This is a genomic window from Streptomyces sp. NPDC085946, assembly GCF_044540485.1.
Taxonomy (GTDB): domain Bacteria; phylum Actinomycetota; class Actinomycetes; order Streptomycetales; family Streptomycetaceae; genus Streptomyces.
The window spans coordinates 113,780-133,668 of the sequence record NZ_JBITSF010000013.1 but is presented as its reverse complement, the minus strand read 5'-3'; the positions used below and the strand labels follow the sequence as shown (position 1 = coordinate 133,668).

The following is a 19,889-nucleotide window of genomic DNA, read 5'->3' as shown; positions in this document are numbered from 1 at the left end:
GGGGTCAGTGGGGCCAGGGGTGCAGGGCCGCGTGCAGGGTGTCCGTCGTCTGGATGCGCGCGGCCCGGGAGGCGGCGCTGCCGCGCAGCGCCTCGAACAGGACGAAGCCGTGCACCGTGCCGTGGTAGCGCACCGAGGTGACGTCCACGCCGGCCTGCCGCAGCCGCGCCGCGTAGTGCTCGCCCTCGTCGCGCAGGACATCGGCCTCCGCGGTGACGACCAGGGCGGACGGCAGGCCGGTGAGTTCGTCGTCCGTCGCGCGCAGGGGCGAGGCCGTGCTGCTGTACCTGTCCGCCGGCCGGGGGGCGTACTGCTGCCAGAAGTGGCGCATGGCCCCGTTCCCGAGGAAGTAGCCGTCCGCGAAATCCCGGTACGAGCCGGTGTCCATGCCCGCATCGGTGACGGGGCAGACCAGCACCTGGTGGACGAACCGCACCCCGCCGCGCTCCTTCGCCAGAAGGGTGAGGGCGGCGGCGAGGTTGGCGCCCGCCGAGGCGCCGAGGAGCGCCACCCGTTCGCCGTCCAGCCGGCAGTCGCGCCCGTGCCGGGCGATCCACCGGGCGGCCGCGTAGACCTGTTCGACGGCCACCGGGTAACGGGCCTCGGGGGTGCGGGCGTAGTCGGGCACGACGACGGCCGCGTCGGCTCCGAGGGCGAGGTCCGTGAGCAGCCGGCCGTGCGCGGAGGCGTCCGTCAGCATCCAGCCCAGGCCGTGGAGGAACAGGACGACCGGCAGCGGCCCGTCCGCGCCCACCGGCCGCAGGATGCGCACGGTGATCCTGGCGCGGCCGGGAGCGGGCAACGACAGCCACTCCTCGCTGACGTGGGCGTCCTGTCCGGGGCCGCCGAGCAGCCGCGCGACGCCGTCCCGGGCCGGCCCGGGGTCGGTGCCCCGGGGCACCGTCGGGCAGACGTGGTCGCGGACGAAATCCCGTACCGTCCGCTCCAGTACGAGGGGCGGCTGCTGCGGCCGGGGGGAGGGGGACACGCGAACTCCTCGTGGGTGACGGCGTCCTGCACGAGTGCCGCCTCCACGTACCGGAAGCCCGACGGCACCCGGACGACCCTAGGGACGATCACGGCATCGCACGTGTCCCGGAGCGCACGGTGCCATGACCGTCCACGCACGGCACCGCGCGGCCGGCCCGTACCGCCCCGTCGTGCCGGGCGGCCCCGTCAAATGACCTGACGGCCGCGGCGCCGCCCGGCCCAGACTGGTCCCCTCGGGCGTGAGCCGGGCAGGGCGTCCCGGCTCGCGCGGGAAGCGACTCGAGGAGCGGACGTGCGGCCCGTGGTGAGTACGGAGAGTCTGCCCGACGCGGAGCGGGCCCCGGCCTGGGAGCGGGCCGTGCGGCACTGGCTGGCTCCGCTGAGCGTGTCCGCGCCGCCGTCGGCGCGGCCCTTCGAGGGAGCGCTGTGGTCGAGCGACCTGGGCTATGTCCGGGTGCTGTCGGTGCGGGCCGATCCCCTGCGCCTGAGCCGCACCACCCGGCTGGTCACGGCCGCGCCGGACGACCGGGTGGCCCTGGTCGCCCAGGTGTCGGGAACCGCGGCCCTCCACCAGGACGGCCGCAGCACCGCCGTGCGCCCCGGTGAACTGGCGCTGTGCGACCTGCGCCGGCCGTTCTCCTTCGAGCAGCGCGAACCCTTCCGCCTGCAGGTGCTGTGCGTTCCCGGGCACGCCCTCGGTGGCTCGGGCAGCCGCGCGCACCGGGTGACGGGACGCGCCGTCCCGACCGGTGAGGGGGTGGCGGCGCTTCTCGGGCCCTTCCTGTCGGCGCTGGTGGCGCGGGCCCACCGGGTGGCCGGGCCGGTGGGGGACCGGCTCGCGGGGAACGCCGCGGACCTGCTGGCCACCCTGATCGACGAGCAGAGCCCGGACGGCCGGCTGCCGGGCCCCGCCCCTCGCGAGCAACTGCGCACGCTGATCCGCCGGTACATCGACGACAACCTGCGGAACCCGGACCTCTCTCCCGCCCGCATCGCCGAGGCGCACCGCATCTCCGTCCGCTATCTGCATCTGCTCTTCGAGGACGAGGAGACGACCGTGCGCAGACTGATCCAGCGACGGCGGACAGAGGCGTGCGCGCGGGAACTCGTACGCCGGGGCACGGCGACTCCGACGATCTCGGCCGTGGCCCGCGGCTGGGGGTTCCGCAACGTGGCGCACTTCAGCCGCTCGTTCAAGGCGGTGTACGGCCATCCCCCGCGCGACTGGCGTGCCGCGGGGACCCAGGTGCCGGCCCCGTGACCTCCCCCGCCCGGCCGTCGGCCGCGGCGGCGCGGATCCGGCGCCACTCGCTCGGTGACATGCCGTACGCGGCGCGGAAACTGCGGCTGAAGTGGGCGGCGTCGGCGAAGCCCCAGCGCCGTGCGACCGCGGCGAAGGAGAGGGTCCCGACGCCGTCCGGCCGGGCGAGTTCCCGTCGGCACTCCTGCAGACGGCGTTCGCGGATCCACCGGCCGAGGGTGGTTCCCTGACCGGCGAACACCTTGTGCACGTACCGCACGGACACACCGTGCCGTGCGGCGACGCGCTCGGGACCCAGGGCACGGTCGGACAGGTTCTCGTTGACGAAGCGGCGGATCGTCCGCGCCATCACCGCCCGGTCGTCCGGCCCGGCTCGCCCCTCGTCCGCTGCCGTGCGCTCCACGGCCAGGGTGCCCAGCAGGTCGGCCAGGCTGCCGGCGATGCGGTGCGCGAGGACCCGGTCGTAGGACGGTGCGCGTGCCGCGACGGTGGTCAGCACGGGGGCGAGCAGCCCCGCGACACCGGTGCCGGACTGCGTGCTCACCCCCCACAGGCGGGTGAGGTCCCGCTCGGGGAGGCCGGCCCAGTCCCTGGGCAGGAGATGCAGATGCAGCCGGAAGACGTCCGGTTCGCGCAGCTCCCAGGGCTGTGCCGGGTCCACCACGAAGACGTCGCCCGGCGCGAACGGCTCGAGGAGACCGCGGTGCGACAGGACGGCGCGGCCGCACGACTGGGTGCCGACGGCCAGCAGCGGGGCGTCGCCGGCCCGTGGTGGGAGCGTCATCCGCAGGACGTCGGGTCCGGGGCCCTCACGGGTGACGACCCGCACGGCCCCCAGGGCGTGCGGGGCGGGTCCGTCCATGATCTCGCTCGGCTGTCTCATGCGGTCCAGCCTGCGGCGGGTGCCGGGCGTCCGGTCAGGTCGAATGACGGGTGTCCGGGCCGCGCTCCCGGGCACGGCGCCCTCACGGCGGCTCGTGCCCGCCCAGGGCGCGGGCCACCCCCGCCCGGCTGGTGATCCCGAGCTTGGGATAGATGCGGTACAGGTGCCCGGCGACGGTTCTCGGGGACAGCTGCAGGCGGGCGCCGATCTCCCGGTTGGTCAGCCCCCGGGCGACGAGGTCGGCGATGCGGCGCTCCTGCGCGGTCAGGTCCCCCACGGGGCGGGCCGCCGCCGTCGGCGCGGGCTCGTCACAGACTTGCAGTTCCTGCCCGGCGCGGTCCGCCCACGGGCCCGCGGCGAGACCGGCGAAGGCGCGGCGGGCCGTGTCGAGGTGCTGCCGGGCCTCGACACGGCGCCCCTGGCGGCGCAGCCAGGCCCCGTGGTGGAGGCGGACCCGGGCCAGTTCGAACGGCCAGTGCGCGGCCCCGGGGGAGGCGTACACCGCCGTGCAGCCCGCGTCGACGTCGTCGGCGACCATCGCCTCCGCCGCGCGCAGGACGAACGCGTGGTGCGCCGAGATCCGGCCCAGACCGGCGGCCCGGCCCGCCACCACGTGCCGGAGGGCCTCCTGGCGGCGTCCGGTGTGGACGGCGGACTCGACGAGGTCGAGGAAGACCATGTTGAGCTTGGTGACACCGGGCGGGAAGGTACCGGGCGGAGTGATCGAGGAGGTGTGGCCGTACGCGGTCTCGTGGTCGCCGAGGGCCAGCGCGCACAGGGCCTGCATGGCGCGCAGGCGCTGGAGGACGAAGGTCAGCCCCCGGGCCGCGGCCCAGGGGCGCAGGGAGGTGACGAGGTCCTCGACGGCCTGCCGCTGCCCGCGGGCCGCGAGGACGTAGCCCTCGGTGTAGCGCAGGACCGCCTCGTTGAGGCCGAACGCCCTGACCCGTGCCGCGGTGGCTCCCTCACGGGCCCGTTCGACGCACCGGTCCCAGCGGCCGCGCAGGTAGTCGCCGTACGCGCAGACGTTGCCGAGGAAGGCCTGCGTGGAGTACGAGTGGCGGTGCGCCAGTCGCCGGAACAGCGGTGCCTCGTCGTCGAGGCCGTCGAGCCCGGCGGCGGCCCACAGCAGCAGCCAGAACTCGCCGGCCTCGGCGTCCTCGGAGAAGGTCTCCAGCGCGGCGTCGAAGCGCTCCTGGGCGCCGTGGGCGCGCCGCACCGGATCGCTCCAGACGTCGTGGGCCAGCCGCGCGAACGTGCCCGTGCCGTCCAGGCGGACGGCGATCGCCTCCCAGACCCGGGAGTCGGCGGTGTACCCGGCGGCGAGGTAGAGCATGAACAGGCTCGGCAGCCGCAGGGCCGCGCCTGCCGCGCCGGGGAGGCGGTCGAGCACGGCGGGCAGCAGTTCCACGGCGGGTGCCATGTCGCCGTCCGCGTGCAGGCGGACCAGGGCACGGGTGAAGTGGAGCAGGTGACGGCTGTCCTGCGGCACACCGTGGGCGAGGGTCTGGTCGAGCAGCCGGGACGCCCGGTCGAGGTGACCGCTGGTCGACGACGCGCAGGCGGCCGCCACGAGCCGGCGCCCACGGCTGTCGGCATCCGCGCTGAGCCCGGCGGCGCGGGCGTAGAGGAGGGCCGCTTCGGTGGCGCCGCCGCGTGCCTGCGTCCGCGCGGCCGCCTCGTCGAGGGCGGCCGCGAGCGTCTCGTCGGCCGCCACGGTGGCCGCTGCCCGGTGGGTGAGGCGGCGCAGCTCGCCTTCCGGCAGCACCTCCGCCAGGGCCGCGTGCGCCCGCCGCAGTTCCGTGCCCCTCGCGGACTCCACGAGCGAGGACCGCACCAGGGGGTGCCGGAACCGGACGTGCCGGGTGCGGGCGTCGACGACGAGGAGTCCGCTGTCTTCGGCGGCCGCCAGGTCCTCCGCCACCGTGCCGGCACCGGCGGCTTCGGCGGCCGCCACGACGAGGGACAGTGCCTGTCCGTCCCGGCCGGCCAGCGCGCACAGCAGCAGGAGGAACCGCGCGGAGGCCGGGAGGGCCGTGACCCGCCGGGTGAACATACGGCCCAGACGCTCGCCGAGGGGCAGCCGCTCCGGCAGCGGCAGCCGTCCCGAGCGTTCCTCCGCGCGGAGCTGGGCGGGCAGCTCGGCGAGGGCGAGGGGATTGCCGGCCGACTCCTGCAGGATGCGGTGGCGTGCGGGGTCCGAGAGCCCGGGGTGGAGCCGGCGCAGCAGGGCCCGTGCCGGTTCGTCGCCGAGCGGCCCGATGCCGAGGACGCGGACTCCGGTGGTGTCCGTCGCGGCGAGCGCCTCCTGCCGTACGGTCGCGAGCAGGACGACCGGCAGGGCGGCGAGCCGGCGCTGCACGAAGTGCAGGACCTCGGCGCTGGAGGCGTCGATCCAGTGGAGGTCGTCGATGAGCAGTGCCGCGGGCCGGCGCCGCGCGACCACGCCCAGCAGGTCCAGCGTGGCCGCGGCGACCGTGTAGGGGCCGGCCGCCTCGCCGGAGCCGGTGCCCAGCGCCCGTTCCAGTGCCGCCCGGGCACCGCGCGGCAGCTCCCGCACCTCCTCCGACAGCGGCCACACCCACTGGTGCAGGGCGGCGAACGGCAGGTTCCGCTCGCCTTCGGCACCATGGATCCGCAGCAGCCGCAGCCCGCGGTGCGCGGCGAGTTCGCCGGCCTGTTCCAGCAGGACCGTCTTGCCGGCCCCGGCCTCCCCGCACAGCCAGACGGCCCGCCCGGCGCCGTGCACCGTCTCGATCGCCTCGCGCAGCAGTTTCCACTGCGCGCCCCGCCCGAGCGCCTCCGGGTCCAACCGGTCCGGCGCCGCACCCGTCCCCTCCACCACGAGAGCCCCCTTCCGCACCTGCCCGCCCGGCCGGCGGCAGTACGGACATCCTGGGTGCTCCCGGACGGCCGACGGCCGCGGAACGGCCGGTCGTGCGCGCTGAGGCATGCCCTCGTCGTTGCAGGTCAAGCCTCTGGGCACGAGCACGGGGCGCCGCCGCGGCCGACGGCCGGGTGGACCGGGGGAGGACCGCCGGGCACGGGGCGCCGACGGTCGCGGTCCGGTGCGGGGGAGAGGGCTCAGCCGGCCGCGCCGGGCCCGAGGAAGTGCTTGGCGTACACGACGCCCAGACCGTAGGCGCCGGCGTGCTCCTTGACGATGGCCATCACACCGTCGTACGTCCGGGCGCGTGCCCAGTCGCGCTGCAGCTCCAGCAGGACCTGGACCCAGGTCACGGTGACCGCCCCGGCGCGGCTCATGCGCTCCAGGGCGTGCTCGTGGGCCGCCGGGGTGACGCCGCCGGAGGCGTCGGCGACGACGTAGACCTCGTAGCCCTGGCTGAGGGCCGACAGCACGGGCAGGACCAGGCACACCTCGGTCCACAGGCCGGATATGACGATTTTCCTGCGGCCGGTGGCGCGGACCGCGTCGACGAGGTTCTGGTCCTCCCAGGCGTTCATGGTGGTGCGGTCGATGAGCTTGTGATCCGGGAAGACGTCGACGAGTTGCGGCAGGGCCGGGCCCGAGAACGACTCGGCGGCCACCGTGGTGATGACGGCCGGTACGTCGAACAGCCGGGCCGCCTTGGCGAGACCGACGGTGTTGTTGATGATCGCGCCGCGGTCGCCGCTGCCCGTGCCGAAGAACATCTGCGGCTGGTGGTCGACGAACAGGAACACGGAATTGTCCGGGGTGAGCAGGTCGGGGCTCGGCACGGCGGTGACGTCGTCGAGGCGGAACTCGGGCATGGGCGCTCCTGGAAGGACGTGGGTGGGTAAAGGGCCGGACGGCACCGGCGGCCGCGCGCACCGCGCACCGCGCACCGCGAGGCCGTGGCCTTGGCCGTGGCCGTGCGCGGAAGCCGGCTGCCGACGCCGGGTTCTGACGCGGGCTCAGGCGCTGTGGAGCGCCTTGCCCAGGGCGGTCACGGCGAGGGCGATCGCCGCTTCGGCGCCCCCGGTCTCCCGCAGGGCGTCGAGCATGACGAAGTCGTGGACGACGCCCTGGACCCGGACCGCGGTGACGGGCACGCCGGCGGCGCGCAGCTTGTTGGCGCAGGCCTCGCCCTCGTCCCGCAGGACGTCGGCCTCCGCGGTGATCACCGGGGCCGGCGGCAGCCCGGTGAGCTGCTCGCGGGTCGAACGCAGCGGGGAGGCGGTGATCCGGGCCCGCTCCGTCTCGTCGGTGGTGTACTGGTCCCGGAACCACTTCATCGCGTCCCGGCGCAGGAAGTGGCCTTCCGCGAACCGGTGGTAGGAGCCGGTGCCGAAGGCCGCGTCCGTGACCGGGTGGAAGAGGACCTGAAGAGCGAGGCCGAGGTCGCCGCGCTCCCTCGCCGTCGGCGTCAGCGCGGCGGACATGCGGCCGCCGACCGGGTCGCCGGCCACCGCGGGGCGAGCGGCGTCCAGGCCGTGGGAGGCGCCGTCCCGCACGACCCACCGGGCGACCTGTGGTTCTGCCCGATGGCGACGGGGCAGCGCACCTCGGGCGAGCGGCCGTACTCGGGGAAGACGGCCGCCGCCCGCGCGCCGACGGCCGGTTCCCGCACCAGGCGGTCGTGGGCGCGGGCGTTGCCGGACACCCGGCCGGCGCCGTGGAGGTAGAGGATGACGGGCAGCGGGCCCTCGTGCCCGGCCGGCCGGACCAGCCGGACCGGGACGGAACCGGTGGGGCCGCCGTCGACCGTCACCCCCTCCTCGTCCACGTCGGGCTTGACGACCGTCCCGGACCGCACCTCGTCCACCGCCTTGCGACCGTCCTCGACGGGGAACCGGTACGGGAACGGGGGATCCGCCGTCGCCGCGGTGAACTCGGCCGCGGCCGTCTCCAGGACCGGCCGGGTGCTGCTGTGCTCGACGGACATCTCGCTCTGCCTTCCTCGCACGCGCTCTGCGTTCTCGGGTGTGGGCTCACCGTAGGAGTCGCGGGAATCGGCTTGTTTGCCCGGCGTGCACACGAGTTGTCCCGCCGGGCACGGCCGGTGCGGGACCCGTGCGGACGCGGCCTGCTCCCGCCAGCTGCTGGGCGGCATGCCGTACACGGTGCGGAACAGGCGGCTGAAGTGCGCGGCGTCGGCGAACCCCCAGCCGCGGGCCACGTGGGCGATGGTGAGCCGGGCGCTGCCCTCGCGCCGCAGGTCCTCGGCGCACTCCTCCAGGCGCCGCCGCTGGATGAGGCGGCCCACCGTGACGTCCTCGTGCTCGAAGAGCTTGTGCAGGGAGCGCACGGACATGTGGTGGGCGGCGGCGATGGACGCGGGGCTCAGGCCCGGGTCGGCGAGGTGCCGGTCGACGTAGGTGCGGATCTTCTCGACGAGCGGGCGCCGGTCGGCGGCCGTGTGCGTGGCCGCGCGCGCGTGTTCCGCGAGCAGGGAGACGACCAGGCCGGTGATGCCCCGGGCGAGGTGCCGGGCGACGGGCTCGGGGCAGCGGCCCGTGCGGTCGGCCAGTGCGCCCAGGAGCGCTGTGAGGACGGTCCCCGTGGGACCGTCGGGAGCGGCCGTGAACAGGATGGCCCGCTCGGCGCTCTCGGCCCACGGACCGAGAGCGGAGCACGGCACGAGGCACGCCGTGAGCCGTACGCCGGGCGGGAGGCCGAGCGCGTACGGGCGTGCGGCGTTCCACACGACGACGTCGCCGCCGCGGAAGGACACCGTCCGTCCCGCCTGGCTCAGCGACCCCCCGGCGGGGCCGGCGACGGCCACCGCCAGGTGCGCGGCGGCCCCGCCCGCCGCACGGGCGGCGCCCCGGCGGCGCGGGGCCTCCTCACCGGCGGTGACGAACAGCAGGTGCCCCAGGGGCTGCGGGACCGTGGAGTCCTCGCGGGCCGGTGTCCCCCGCACCACGACGGTCGCCGCGGGAGCATCCCCGGGAACAGCCGTCCGCCGGCGCGCGGGCCGCGTGCCGCGCGCCGGGTGCCCGGCCGTGTCGATCACCTTCGTCAACGCGCCCTCCCACCGGCCCAGACCCACCGGTCGGCCGCCGCCGGCCGCCCGTCTGCGGCCAGCCTCGTCCCCGGCCGGGGCCCGGGGCATCGGCACGATGACTGCGAAGTGACTGCCGGGGGAGCGCCGCTGTTCCCTCGGCGCACCGCTCCTGCTCCCCGGGCGCACATAAAATGCTTCTTTCGCACACATGCGCTGGTGGTGGGGGGCATCGGGTGTCCGGCAACGGCCTGGTCGGCAGGGCGAGGGAACTCGGCGTGCTCGACGCGTTCGTGGACGAGCTGCCCAAGGAGGGCGGGGCGCTCGTGCTCCGGGGCGACCCCGGCATCGGCAAGTCGGCGCTGCTGTCCCGGGCCGCGCACCGGGCGGAGCGGTCGGGCTGCACGGTCGTGTCGGTGTCCGGGGTGGAGGCCGAGACCCACCTGCCGTTCGCCGGACTCCACCAGCTGACGCGGACCCTGCTGGACCGGGTCCCGCGCCTGCCGCCGGCGCAGTCGGAGGCACTGCGGGCCGCCTTCGGCATGTCCGAGGCGTACGCCGCGGACGAGGCCCCCGCCTTCTTCATGATCGCGCTGGCGACGCTCAGCCTGCTCGGCGAAGCGGCGGGCGAGACCCCCGTGCTGCTGGTCGTCGACGACACGCAGTGGCTCGACACGCCGACCGCGGACGTCCTCGCCTTCCTCGCCCGGCGCCTGGGGGCCGAGCCGCTGGGGCTGCTGGCCGGCGTCCGCACCGGGCACACCACCCCGCTGGACGCCCTGGCCCTGCCGGAACTCCGGCTGGGCCCGCTGCCACAGCCCGACGCGGCGGGCCTGCTGGACGCCGTGGAGCCGCGGCTGGACCCCGCGGTGCGGCGGCGAGTCCTGGACGCCGCCTCGGGCAACCCGCTGGCGCTGATCGAGCTGCCCACCGCCCTGCGCGCCCGGGTGACCACCGACATCCTGACGTCCCCGGCCGTACCGCTCACGGCACGACTGGAGCAGGCCTTCGCCTCCCGGCTGCCCGCCCTGCCCGCCGGCACGCGCAGCGTGCTGCTCGTGGCGGCCTCCGACGACGAGGGCACGCTGAGCGAGGTCTTCGCCGCGGCGTCCCGGCTCTCCGGTTCCGCTCTCTCACCGGCGGTCCTGGATCCCGCCGTCCGGCACGGCCTGGTCACGGCCGACGAGCGGCACATCCGGTTCTGCCACCCGCTGGTGCGCTCGGCCGTCCTGCAGGCGGCCCCGCTCGCGGAACGCCTCGCCGCCCACCGCGCGCTCGCCGCCGTCCTCGACGCGGACTCCGACCGCCGTACCTGGCACCGGGCCGCGGCCAGCGGCCGCCGCGACGAGGCCGTCGCCCGGGAACTGGACCGGACGGCGGCCCGGGCCGAGACGCGCGGCGCTCCGGCCGTGGCGCTGACCGCCGTGGAGCGGGCCGTCACGCTCGGCGAGGGCGGCCCCGCCACGGCACACCGGCTGCTGAAGGCGGCGGAGCTGTCCCTCGAACTCGGCATGACCCGGCGAGCCGCGACGCTCCTGCAGGACGCGGCACCCCTGGAACTCGGCGTGCTGGAGCGGGCCCGCACGGTGCTGCTGAGGGAAGGGCTCGAAGAGGACGTGTCCCGGAACGTCCCGCGCCTGCGCCTGCTCATCGCCACGGCCGAGGCGGTGGCCCGGGAGCGGGATCACGGCCTCGCCCTGCGGATCCTGCGGGCGGCCGCCCGCCGTTGCTGGTGGTCCGACCCCGGACGGGAGCTGCGGGAGCGCCTGGTGGCCGCCGCGGAGCGGCTGCCGGTACCCGACCTGCACCCCGAACTCGTCTACGTCCTCGCCGGCGCGGCTCCGCTGGAGCGGGGCGACACGGTGATCGAGCGGCTGGAACGCCTGCAATGCGACGGCGGCTACGACGCCGCAGCCGCCGCCACACTCGGCACGGCCGCCACCATGGCCGGCGCCTACGACCTCGCCCCGGCCTTCCTGCGCCACGCGGCCGCCGGGCTGCGCGCCCAGGGCCGGCTGGGGCTGCTGTCCCAGGTGCTGGTCTCCCTGTCGTTCACCGCCGCCCACGTCGTCGACTGGGAGTCGGGCCTGCCCAGCGTCGCCGAGGCCATGCGGCTGGCGGAGGAGAACGCCCTGCCCCGCTGGCTCACCGGCGCGCGCATCGCGCGGGCCCAGTTCGCGGCCGTGCTCGGGGACCTGGAGACGGCCCGGTCAGCGATCAACGACGCCGAACGGCACGGCCTGTCCGTGGCCAACCCATCCAACCTCGCCTTCGTGCAGATCACGCGCGGCCTGATCGGACTGGCCGCGGGCCGCCAGGAAGAGGCGTTCGGCTGCGTGTGGCGGGTGTTCGATCCCGCCGACCCCGCGCACCACCCGTATCTCCGGACCATCGCGATCCCGGTGCTCGCGGAGGCGGCCGTGACCGAGGAACACCGCGCATCGGCCCGCGCCGCGCTCCGTCGGCTGGACAGGTCCGCGGCCGCCACGCACGCGGGGCTGATCAGAGCCGGACTGGCCTACGCGCACGCCCTGCTGGCCGACGACGAGGACGCCGAGGCACGGTTCCGTACGGCGCTCCGGCTGGACCTGTCGAAGGATCCGTTCACGCGGGCCCGCCTGCTGCTCGCCCACGGCACCTGGCTGCGGCGCAGGCGCCGGGTCATGGAGTCCCGTACCCCGCTGCGGATCGCCAGGGAGTCCTTCGCCGCCCTGGGCGCCGAGCCGTGGCACGAGCGGGCGAGGCAGGAACTGCGGTCGGCCGGCGAGTCGGGCACCCAGCGCACCGCCGCACGCTGGGACCTGCTGACGCCCCAGGAACTGCAGATCGCCCAGCTGGCCGCGGAGGGGCTGTCCAACCGGGAGATCGGACAGCAGCTCTACCTCTCTCCCCGCACCATCGGGGCGCACCTGTACCGGATCTACCCGAAGCTGGGGATCACCTCCCGCGGCCAGCTGCGGGAGCGGCTCGGGCCACCGGCGTCCTCGTGACCCGGCCGGGCCGGAACGGACCGTTTCACAGCGTGCGCCGTACGCCCGCCTGACGCTCCAGGTCGCGCAGCTGGACGGCGAGGTTCCCCTCCACGGCGTCACGGGCCGGGCCGCGCCGCCCGATGGGCAGCACCTCCTCGCTCCGCATGTCCTCCAGCATGAGCGCGAACGCGGCGTACATGGCGACGCCGGCCAGGAGCAGGCCGAAGGCCCCGGACACCGGGCCCAGCCAGGCGGCGCCGGTGAGGTTGAACAGCGCGGCGACCGTGAACCGGGGCACCGCGACGCACAGCACCGACCACATCGCGCGCTTGCGGTGCGCGACGGTCGCCATGAGCAGGGCGAAGAACGCGAAGACCAGGTTGAGCACGCCGAGCACCCGGGTGCCGGACGGCGGATCGAGCGCCAGGACCAGCGCGCTGGCCAGCCAGGTCCCGGAGAAGCACGCCATGAGCGTGGCGGCGAGCACGTCCCGCGCCCCGAACGCGAGGACGCTGACGATGAGTTGGAGCAGGAACGCCGGCAGGATGGTCAGCGCCACGGCGCGTCCGGCGTCGTCGCCGAGCAGGCGCAGTTGCATGCTGCCGACGACGACGGAGGCGATCGCCACCGCGAAGAAGCCCACCGGCATCGGGGAGGCGATGGGGCGCAGAGTGATCCGCGTCATGGAGCGCAGATCCGGCTCGAAGTGCCGGCCTCCCGGCTCGGCCCGCTCGGCGGGCGGCTCTTGGGTGTTCATGTGACTCCTCGTGTCCGGGGGTACGTGGTGTCGCCGCCGTCATCCGCCGTCATCCGCCGGCGGCGGTCCGCCGGGCCGGCCGGTGCAGGACGGCGCGGGCCAGCAGACCGCTGCCGACCCCGGCCGCCACGGCGAGCGAACCGGTCCACGCGGGCCAGGGCAGCAGCCCCGGCGCCGCGTCGAGCGACCACGTGCCGGGGCCCGACACCGCGAGCGCGGCCGGCACCACGATGAGGACGAGCGGGTACTCGTACCCGTCGTTCCGCACCCACGGCCCGTGCCGCCACTTGACGGTGAGCGCCACCGTCATCACGCCCACGGCCGCGGTCGCCGCCGGCGGCGTCAGCAGGCCCAGGGCCAGGAGGAGGCCGGAGCCGATCCGGCCGCCGCCGGCGGCGAGCGCCGTGAGGACGCCCCCGCGGAAGCCGTCGTCGCGGAACTCCCGGACACCGGCCCGCAGTCCGCGGCCGCCGAGCCGGTGGCTGAGCTTCTGGACGCCGTGCCCCGCGATCAGGAGTCCGACGATCACCCGCAGGAGGAGCAGTCCGGTGGTCATGGTGAGCACTCCTGGGCGGTTCGTGAGGGCGGCCGTCCGCCGGGCGGCCGAGGGAAGGGGACGGGAATGGTCAGAGCACGAAGCAGGGGTCGAAGACCTCGGTGCGCGCCTCCGGCGCGTGCCCCCGGGTGACACGCCACTGGCGATGCCGTGCGGACTCGGCGACGGCCTCGGCGAGCAGATCGGCCTGCCGGGCGCCCGTCGGGCCGGTCCGCGGTGTCGCCTGGTAACCCCCGAACCGGGCGACGGGACTCCAGGCGGGGCCGAGCGGGTCGATCTCCTCCTCGAGCCCTTCGTACTCGGCCGCCGCGTGGACGATCCGGCCGCCGACGACGGTGAGGACGGACTCGATGTGCGGGATGTCCCCGGCCGGTACGGCGAAGTAGTCCTCGGAGAGGACGGCGAGGTCACCGAAGCAGCCTTCCCGGAGCATGCCCTTGACGTCCTCCTCGCCCGTCAGGCGCGCCCCGCCCCGGGTGTACAGCTCCAGGGCCGTCTCGCGGCTGAGGCGGTCGTCCGGCGGGCAGAGGGCGAACCCGCCGACGGTCCGGCCGGTGACGAGCCAGTGCAGGGCGACCCAGGGGTTGTAGGAGGAGACCCGGGTGGCGTCGGTACCGGCGCCCACGACCAGGCCTTGGTCGAGCATGCGCCGCACGGGCGGCGTGCGGGCCGCGGCCTCGGTGCCGTAGCGGTCGGCGAACACCCGGCCCTGGAAGGACATCCGGTTCTGTACCGAGACCGCTCCACCGAGCGCGGCGATCCGTTCCAGACTGGCGTCGCTGACGGTCTCCGCGTGGTCGAAGAGCCAGCGGTTGCCCGCCGGGAACAGGCCCTCCGCGGCGAGCCGTTCGAAGACGCCGAGGTCGCGGCGGATGGTCTCGTCATAGGTGGCGTGGAGCCGGAAGCCCCAGCCGTTCTCCATCAGCAACCGCACCGCCTTCTCGAACTCCTCCTCATAGCCCGCGGCGAGTTCGGGGCGGGGCTCGGCGAAGTTCTCGAAGTCGGCGGCGGCCCAGGTGAGGTTCTCCCCGGCGCCGTTGAGCCGCAGCCAGGAGTCGCCGTCCTGCGGGCGGACCGTCTCGATCCACCGGCTGAGGTCCGCGATCTCCTGCCCGCCGGTCTGCGGGAAGAGGTGATAGGCGATGCGCAGGGTCAGGTCTCCGGCGCGGGCCAGCTCGATCACCGTGCGGTAGTTGTCGGGGAAGTTCTGGAACCCGCCCGCCGCGTCGATCGCGGAGGTCAGCCCGAACCGGTTCAGCTCGCGCAGGAAGTGCCTCGTGGAGAGGCGCTGTTCGTCCGGCTCCAGCGAAGGCGCCTTGGCCAGCGTCGAGTAGAGGACCAGCGCGCTCGGCGCGGCCAGCAGCACACCGGTCGGGCGGCCGTCCCGGCCGCGGACGATCTGCCCGCCCGGCGGGTCGGGCGTCGCGGCGGTGAAGCCCGCGGCCCGAACGGCGGCCCGGTTCATCAGCGCCGACTGGTAGAGGTGCAGCACGAACACCGGCGTGTCCGGGGCGGCCTCGTTCAGCTCGGCCACCGTCGGCATCCGGCGCTCGGCGAACTGGTCGGCCGTCCAGCCGCCGACAACCCGGACCCACTGCCCTTTCGGCGTGCGCCCCGCCTGTTCCCTCAGCATCGCCAGTGCCTGCCGCAGCGAGGGCACGCCGTCCCAGCGCAGTTCCAGGACGTAGGTGAGACCGCCGCGGATCACGTGGAGGTGGGAGTCGTTGAGGCCCGGGATCACCCGCCGGCCGAGCGCGTCGACGACCCTGGTCGCCGGCCCCACCAGCCCGGCCAGCGCGTGGTCGTCCCCGAGCGCCACCACCTGCCCGTCCCTGATCGCGACACCACGGGCATGCGGCCGGGCCGGGTCCCCGGTGTACACCTTGGCGTTGCGCACGAGCAGTTCGGCGGGCTCGGCGGGCTCGTGGTCATCGGACCTCGGCACCACGCCCATGACCGGCATGCTGGTCACGTGGCTCACCTCCGACGGGGTCGTCGGGCGTGGAGTGCGCCCGGTCGGTTTCCTGGGTTGCCGGAACCGTAGGAGGGCGCGGGCGTGCGGTGTTCTCCCGCAGCGCACACGGGTTGCCGCGGGGAGCACGGCTCGCCGGCCGGCCCGCCACAGCGCGTGCGGGCGGCACCCGGACCGGACACCGCCCACCCACGGGCCGTCGGAGCGCCGCGGCTCCCGGGAAACCGTCCACGAACGGTATCGCCGCTGGTCGGCGGACGGCCCTTGGGACCGGAGCCCGCAGGCGCTCCGGGCCGACGCCGATCCGGCCGGCCGGGGCGACGGGGGCGTGACCGGTGTCGACCCGACCTCCCGCAGGGCCCGCCGGCACGCGACCGGCGCCCCAGGACGGCGATGACTGCGATGGGTCGGGATCAGCGTTTGACACGGCCGCGGACGGCGAGGACGGCCAGGCCCAGGAGGACGGGTTCGGCGAGGCGGGAGGTCATCTCGGTGTAGGTGCCGGCAGTGGTCAGGTCCTGGCCGGAGGAACGGAAGGCCACCGAGTTGATCACCACGCGCAGACTCTTCTCGAACCGTTCGGTGGTCACGCGTCGGGTCAGCGGGCCGGTGGGGTTGACCGGGTCGGGGGTGTCCGTGGTGAGGACGACTTGCTGCCCGACGGAGACCTGGCGGCCGGTGAGGGTCGGCTCGGGATCGTCGACGGGCAGGCCCCACAGCATCATCACCGCGACCGTGACGGCCATCGCCGCCCCCAGCCAGGCCAGGGCGCGGGTGGCGCGCAGCCCGTACCCGGACAGGGCCCAGTAGACGGTCAGCAGCGCGCGCTCGCCCCGGGGCCGGGCGGTGTCGTGGCGGCGCATCTCGCACTCGCCGTAGTAGAAGTCGGCGGCGTCCGGCTCGTTCTTGCCGTCCTCCAGCGACTTGCGCAGCTGCCGGTACAGCGCCGCCACCGCCGCCGGCTTCAGATCGGGAGCGTCCTGCTGCGGGCCGGCCCAGCCCAGGGCCGTGGCCCGGTCGGGACGGCGGGCGGCGCGCACCCGCCAGTGGTGCTCCTCGGTCAGCGTGGTGCGCCGGCTCCACCGCCAGGGGAGACGGCGGCTCCAGCCGGTGGGGGTGGTGGCGAAGGCGCACCAGCCGTCGACCCTCAGCTGATCGAGGTGGACGGCGCCGGCGAACCGGCACCTGCTCAGGTCGATGTCGTGCAGCGCCAGGTGCGCGGCATCCACTCCGCCTATGGTGCTCAGGCGCACGCCGGGCTCCAGACCGGACAGCTCTGCCTCAAACAACAGCAAGCCAGCATGTGCGGACGCAGGAATCCCTGCGGGCAGGGGAAAAGGAGTGGGGCGGGCAGCGACCAGCACCGGGTACTCGAAGATCGCATCCCTCAAGTCCAGCTCGGCGTAGCGCAGCTGCAGCGTGGCGGTTGATACCCACCGCGTGCGCGCACAGCTCACCTGGCGGGCGGCAATCTCCACCGTCACCGGCTGCTGGAACACAGCACCATCCAAGATCACCCGCTCATCGCAGACCAGCGGCCCCAGATGCGACGCCCCCTCAAAGTGCGCTCCACCGAACTGGGCGGTGCTGGAGAAGGATGCCCAGCTGAACTGGGCGGTGCTGGAGAAGGACGCTTCGTCGAACCGGGCGATGCTGGAGAAGGACGCCTCGTCGAAACCGGCCTGGTCGGAGAAGGACGTGCCGCTGAACTCGGCGGTGCCGGAGAAGGACGCCCCGTCGAATTCGGCGGGGCCGGAGAAGGACGCCTCGTCGAACCGGGCGCCGCCAGAGAAGGACGCCTGCTTGAACCAGGCGGTGCCGGAGAAGGACGCTTCGCTGAACTGAGCAACGCCGATGCGAGGGGTGTCGGTGGTGGGGTCGTGTAGGGCGTCGAGTAACTGGTCCAGCAGTTCCGTAGTGAAGGGGGTGCCGCGGTGGTCGATGTTGGTGCCGGGTGACAGGGCCGCGAGGTAGGCGGCGCGGTCGGCGTCGTTCAAGTGGGCCAGGCAGGCGGTGCGGCCACCGACATGGATTCCGCGGCAGCCGACTGGATCGGCCGGGGTTGTGCCGTGGCCGCAGTGCGGCCAGGCCGGCGGCGTGCTGGACGGTGGTTGGGGCGTAGCAGTGGTCACGTCTCAAGGACGTAGCAGTGGCGTCAGGCAGTTGCCGGACCAGGTCGCAATGGGGCAGATGACTGAGCTGTGGTGCGCTGCTGAAAGCTTCGGTGCAGTCCGGTATCGGCCTCGGCTGTGGAATATTCCGTCGGAATACGCTCCTCCCCCCAGGTGGTGAGTGCGGCAGACGGCGGCCGGCTCAGGTCTCCGCTCTCCAGCCGCTCAGGGAGCTGCTTCGTCATACGGCCGTCCATAGCCCACGTGGAACGGCATGTGTGCCCCGAAAAACACAAAAAGCCCCATTCTCCGGTGGTATTCGGAGAACGGGGCTTCTGCGTCCGTTGTCTACCTGTTGTGGCTGGAGACGGCGAGCAGGCTGTGTCCGTACGCCTGCATCCATGCTTGGTGGGCGTCGTGGTCGGGGTTAGCCGGGGTGGTGGGCCAGATGCGTCGCCAGGACGATGCGCCCGGCCGCGGTCTCGTAGAGGTTGGCTTCGGCGAGCTGCTCCCAGTACCTGGTCGATCCGCACAGGGCGACGATCGTCGGACGGGAGACGGCCTCGCTGGTCTGGTGCTGCATGAAGATCCCTTCGTGAGAGCGGGCGGCACCGGTGGTGCCGCCCGCACAGGTGCTGCTTGGTAATCCGTCGGCGCGGGGCACCGGATACGGGCGGGACGGTCAGCCCGTGGCGGGAGGGGCGCTGTGGCCGTGGGCAGGGGTGCGCTGTACCCGCGGCAAGCGGACGTGGAGGTGCTCGACCTCGACCGCACGGCCATGCGCCTGGAGTGCTTGGGCAAGCAGCTCGGTCAGTGCGCTGGCCCTGTGCCGGCGGCCGGTTCTCTCGCTCATTGCGAGTTGTTGCTTCCACTGAGCGGTGTGCATCGTGAAGTCGCAGGTCACGGGTCTGGTGTGAATGGCGAGACAGTCGGCTGGGGCGGCCCGTCGTCAGCCCCGGGTGGCCCGGTTGGCGGCGTAAGCACGGCTGACGGTCGGGCATGACCCAGATATGTCAGGAACCCGCCACCTGGTGATCTTGGGGTCCTGTGGGTGGCGTGCTCCTTGACGAGGCGGGTCCAGCTGATTCCGCAGGGCTTGCCGCATGTAGATGTAACAATTCTAGTTACAACTAGAACCGAGGGGTGCGGGAGGTGGAGTCTGACGTGAGTGCCAACAGCAGGCTGACCGTCGCGGCGCACGCCCTCGTGGATCGGGTTGTATCGGCGGCGCGGTCACGAGGTCGCCACCTCCGAGCAGATCGCGACGAGCGTCAATACCAACCCCGTGGTGATCCGTCGCCTGCTGGGTGAGCTGCGCAAGGCCGGCCTGGCCGATTCGCGGCGAGGTGCGGGGGCGGGCTGGATGCTCGCGCGGGACCCGGCGGCGATCGCTCTGCTCGACGTCTATCAGGCGATCGAACCGGGGCCGATCTTCGCCCTGCATCGCGCGACACCGGACCCCGGGTGCGTCGTGGGGCGCGGCATCGGGCCGGCGATGGCCGCCGTGTACGGCGCGGTGGAGGCCGCCCTGTGCAGGGAGCTGGCCAAGACCAGGCTGGAAGACGTGCTGCGGGACGTCTTGAAAGCCGCCTGACCTCGGACCGTCGACTTCCCCGATCGAGGGGAGTCGCATTCCACGCCCAGTGGTGTAATCAAAACAGTTACACCGGCGAGAGATGGAAGATAAGGACAAGGACGATGACAACAGATACTCAGACCTCGCGGACCGTGGCCGAGACGTTCCTGGAGCGCCTCGGCAGGCAGGACGCCGACGGCATCCAGGAACTGTTCTCCGAGACGATCGACTGGCACGTCCCCGGCAGTGACGCACTGCCCTGGACCGGGCGCCGTACCCGCCGGGAGGAGGTCGCGCCGTACTTCACCACGATGTGGCAGCACTTCGCGCACGGCCAGAGCAGGGTCGTGCTGGAGCGCTTCCTCGTCGACGGTGGTGACGTGGTGCTGCTGGCGGTCTTCACGCACACCGCCGTGGCCACCGGCACGGAGTTCACCACACCGGTCGCCATGCACCTGGCGGTCGAGGGTGGCCGGATCGTTCGCCTGCACCTGTACGAGGACACACTGACCGTCGCCGAGGCGTTCAACGCTGGCTGAGTGGAGGGCACTCAGGGGACGTCGACCTAATTCCATGGAAGGACGGCCGGCTCCTTTCTGTGCTCGGTGGTGAGGTACCGCCGCGACCGCCCCGGCCCGCCGCTGGGGGGTGCCCCTGTCTCTTTGGTCAAGGTCGTGGGTCAGGATGGCGGCATGACGACCTGGTTCCGTACCTGCTACGAGGACGAAGATCTGTGGCTGTATTTCGAGGCCGATGACGAAGGCTGGGCAGCGCGACAGGTTGAGGTCCGGGGGCAGGACTCGCGTCCGGTGACGGCGGCCTCCTTGGAAGAGGTGCTGCTGTCGGCGTTCGCTTCAAAGTGCACCGGGTGGTAGACGCGAACG

Annotated in this window: 13 protein-coding genes and 3 pseudogenes; 5 read left to right on the top strand and 11 right to left on the bottom strand. The window is 74.0% G+C overall.

The annotated features are described in order from the left end of the window. Positions 1–4: 4 nt before the first annotated feature. A complete protein-coding gene (locus ACIF8T_RS25045; protein ID WP_400038313.1) occupies positions 5–988 on the bottom strand; it encodes an alpha/beta hydrolase in 984 nt (327 codons plus the stop codon). A gap of 303 nt (positions 989–1,291) precedes the next feature. Between ACIF8T_RS25045 and ACIF8T_RS25040 the strand changes: the two genes are divergently transcribed. Beyond that, complete coding sequence (locus ACIF8T_RS25040) at positions 1,292–2,251, top strand: helix-turn-helix domain-containing protein (protein WP_400038312.1); 960 nt, start codon at positions 1,292–1,294, stop codon at positions 2,249–2,251. Here the strand turns inward: ACIF8T_RS25040 and ACIF8T_RS25035 are convergent. The 5 genes and pseudogenes from ACIF8T_RS25035 to ACIF8T_RS25015 form a co-directional block, all read right to left on the bottom strand. Further along, entirely contained in the window at positions 2,184–3,134 is a 951-nt protein-coding gene (locus ACIF8T_RS25035) for a helix-turn-helix transcriptional regulator (RefSeq protein ID WP_400038311.1), read from the bottom strand. The genes ACIF8T_RS25040 and ACIF8T_RS25035 overlap by 68 nt on opposite strands. 82 nt (positions 3,135–3,216) lie before the next feature. Further along, on the bottom strand, positions 3,217–5,979 hold the full coding sequence (locus ACIF8T_RS25030; protein WP_400038310.1) for an ATP-binding protein: 2,763 nt from the start codon (positions 5,977–5,979) through the stop codon (positions 3,217–3,219). Positions 5,980–6,218: 239 nt separating this feature from the next. Further along, positions 6,219–6,887, bottom strand: a complete 669-nt coding sequence (locus ACIF8T_RS25025; protein ID WP_400038309.1) for a hydrolase — start codon at positions 6,885–6,887, stop codon at positions 6,219–6,221. A 144-nt stretch (positions 6,888–7,031) separates the two neighbouring features. Beyond that, positions 7,032–8,002: pseudogene (locus tag ACIF8T_RS25020) on the bottom strand (alpha/beta hydrolase). A gap of 153 nt (positions 8,003–8,155) precedes the next feature. Beyond that, positions 8,156–9,172, bottom strand: a pseudogene (locus ACIF8T_RS25015) (helix-turn-helix domain-containing protein); the annotation flags it as partial. Between the two features lie 125 nt (positions 9,173–9,297). Between ACIF8T_RS25015 and ACIF8T_RS25010 the strand changes: the two are divergent. After that, a complete protein-coding gene (locus ACIF8T_RS25010; RefSeq protein WP_400038308.1) occupies positions 9,298–12,051 on the top strand; it encodes an ATP-binding protein in 2,754 nt (917 codons plus the stop codon). A gap of 25 nt (positions 12,052–12,076) precedes the next feature. On the opposite strand, the gene ACIF8T_RS25005 is transcribed toward ACIF8T_RS25010, so the two are convergent. The 5 genes from ACIF8T_RS25005 to ACIF8T_RS24985 all read right to left on the bottom strand — a co-directional run bounded on the left by ACIF8T_RS25005 (position 12,077) and on the right by ACIF8T_RS24985 (position 18,012). Continuing rightward, complete coding sequence (locus tag ACIF8T_RS25005; RefSeq protein ID WP_400038307.1) at positions 12,077–12,790, bottom strand: GPR1/FUN34/YaaH family transporter; 714 nt, start codon at positions 12,788–12,790, stop codon at positions 12,077–12,079. A gap of 49 nt (positions 12,791–12,839) precedes the next feature. Then, a complete protein-coding gene (locus ACIF8T_RS25000; RefSeq protein WP_400038306.1) occupies positions 12,840–13,346 on the bottom strand; it encodes a DoxX family protein in 507 nt (168 codons plus the stop codon). Between the two features lie 70 nt (positions 13,347–13,416). Next, on the bottom strand, positions 13,417–15,309 hold the full coding sequence (locus ACIF8T_RS24995; protein WP_400038421.1) for an amidohydrolase: 1,893 nt from the start codon (positions 15,307–15,309) through the stop codon (positions 13,417–13,419). Positions 15,310–15,731: 422 nt separating this feature from the next. Continuing rightward, the gene (locus ACIF8T_RS24990) at positions 15,732–17,315 is read right to left on the bottom strand and encodes a pentapeptide repeat-containing protein (protein WP_400038305.1); all 1,584 of its coding nucleotides are present in this window, start codon (positions 17,313–17,315) and stop codon (positions 15,732–15,734) included. A gap of 541 nt (positions 17,316–17,856) precedes the next feature. Beyond that, positions 17,857–18,012 (bottom strand): hypothetical protein, encoded by a 156-nt coding sequence (locus ACIF8T_RS24985; RefSeq protein WP_400038304.1) that lies wholly within the window; start codon positions 18,010–18,012, stop codon positions 17,857–17,859. Positions 18,013–18,593: 581 nt separating this feature from the next. Here ACIF8T_RS24985 and ACIF8T_RS24980 point away from each other — a divergent pair. From ACIF8T_RS24980 to ACIF8T_RS24970, 3 genes and pseudogenes are all read left to right on the top strand, one after another. Further along, positions 18,594–19,023 (top strand): annotated as a pseudogene (locus ACIF8T_RS24980) (Rrf2 family transcriptional regulator). A gap of 104 nt (positions 19,024–19,127) precedes the next feature. Continuing rightward, positions 19,128–19,544, top strand: a complete 417-nt coding sequence (locus ACIF8T_RS24975; RefSeq protein WP_400038303.1) for a nuclear transport factor 2 family protein — start codon at positions 19,128–19,130, stop codon at positions 19,542–19,544. 153 nt (positions 19,545–19,697) lie between these two features. Continuing rightward, positions 19,698–19,880: a hypothetical protein gene (locus tag ACIF8T_RS24970; RefSeq protein WP_400038302.1), complete on the top strand. Its 183-nt coding sequence runs from the start codon at positions 19,698–19,700 to the stop codon at positions 19,878–19,880. Positions 19,881–19,889: the final 9 nt, after the last annotated feature.

Bases quoted from the DNA above. Each gene is read 5' to 3' on its own strand.
- ACIF8T_RS24970 (WP_400038302.1), top strand. From the start codon at position 19,698: ATGACGACCTGGTTCCGTACCTGCTACGAGGACGAAGATCTGTGGCTG.
- ACIF8T_RS25005 (WP_400038307.1), bottom strand. From the start codon at position 12,790: ATGAACACCCAAGAGCCGCCCGCCGAGCGGGCCGAGCCGGGAGGCCGG.
- ACIF8T_RS24985 (WP_400038304.1), bottom strand. From the start codon at position 18,012: ATGCAGCACCAGACCAGCGAGGCCGTCTCCCGTCCGACGATCGTCGCC.
- ACIF8T_RS24995 (WP_400038421.1), bottom strand. From the start codon at position 15,309: ATGCCGGTCATGGGCGTGGTGCCGAGGTCCGATGACCACGAGCCCGCC.
- ACIF8T_RS25035 (WP_400038311.1), bottom strand. From the start codon at position 3,134: ATGAGACAGCCGAGCGAGATCATGGACGGACCCGCCCCGCACGCCCTG.
- ACIF8T_RS24975 (WP_400038303.1), top strand. From the start codon at position 19,128: ATGACAACAGATACTCAGACCTCGCGGACCGTGGCCGAGACGTTCCTG.
- ACIF8T_RS25000 (WP_400038306.1), bottom strand. From the start codon at position 13,346: ATGACCACCGGACTGCTCCTCCTGCGGGTGATCGTCGGACTCCTGATC.
- ACIF8T_RS25025 (WP_400038309.1), bottom strand. From the start codon at position 6,887: ATGCCCGAGTTCCGCCTCGACGACGTCACCGCCGTGCCGAGCCCCGAC.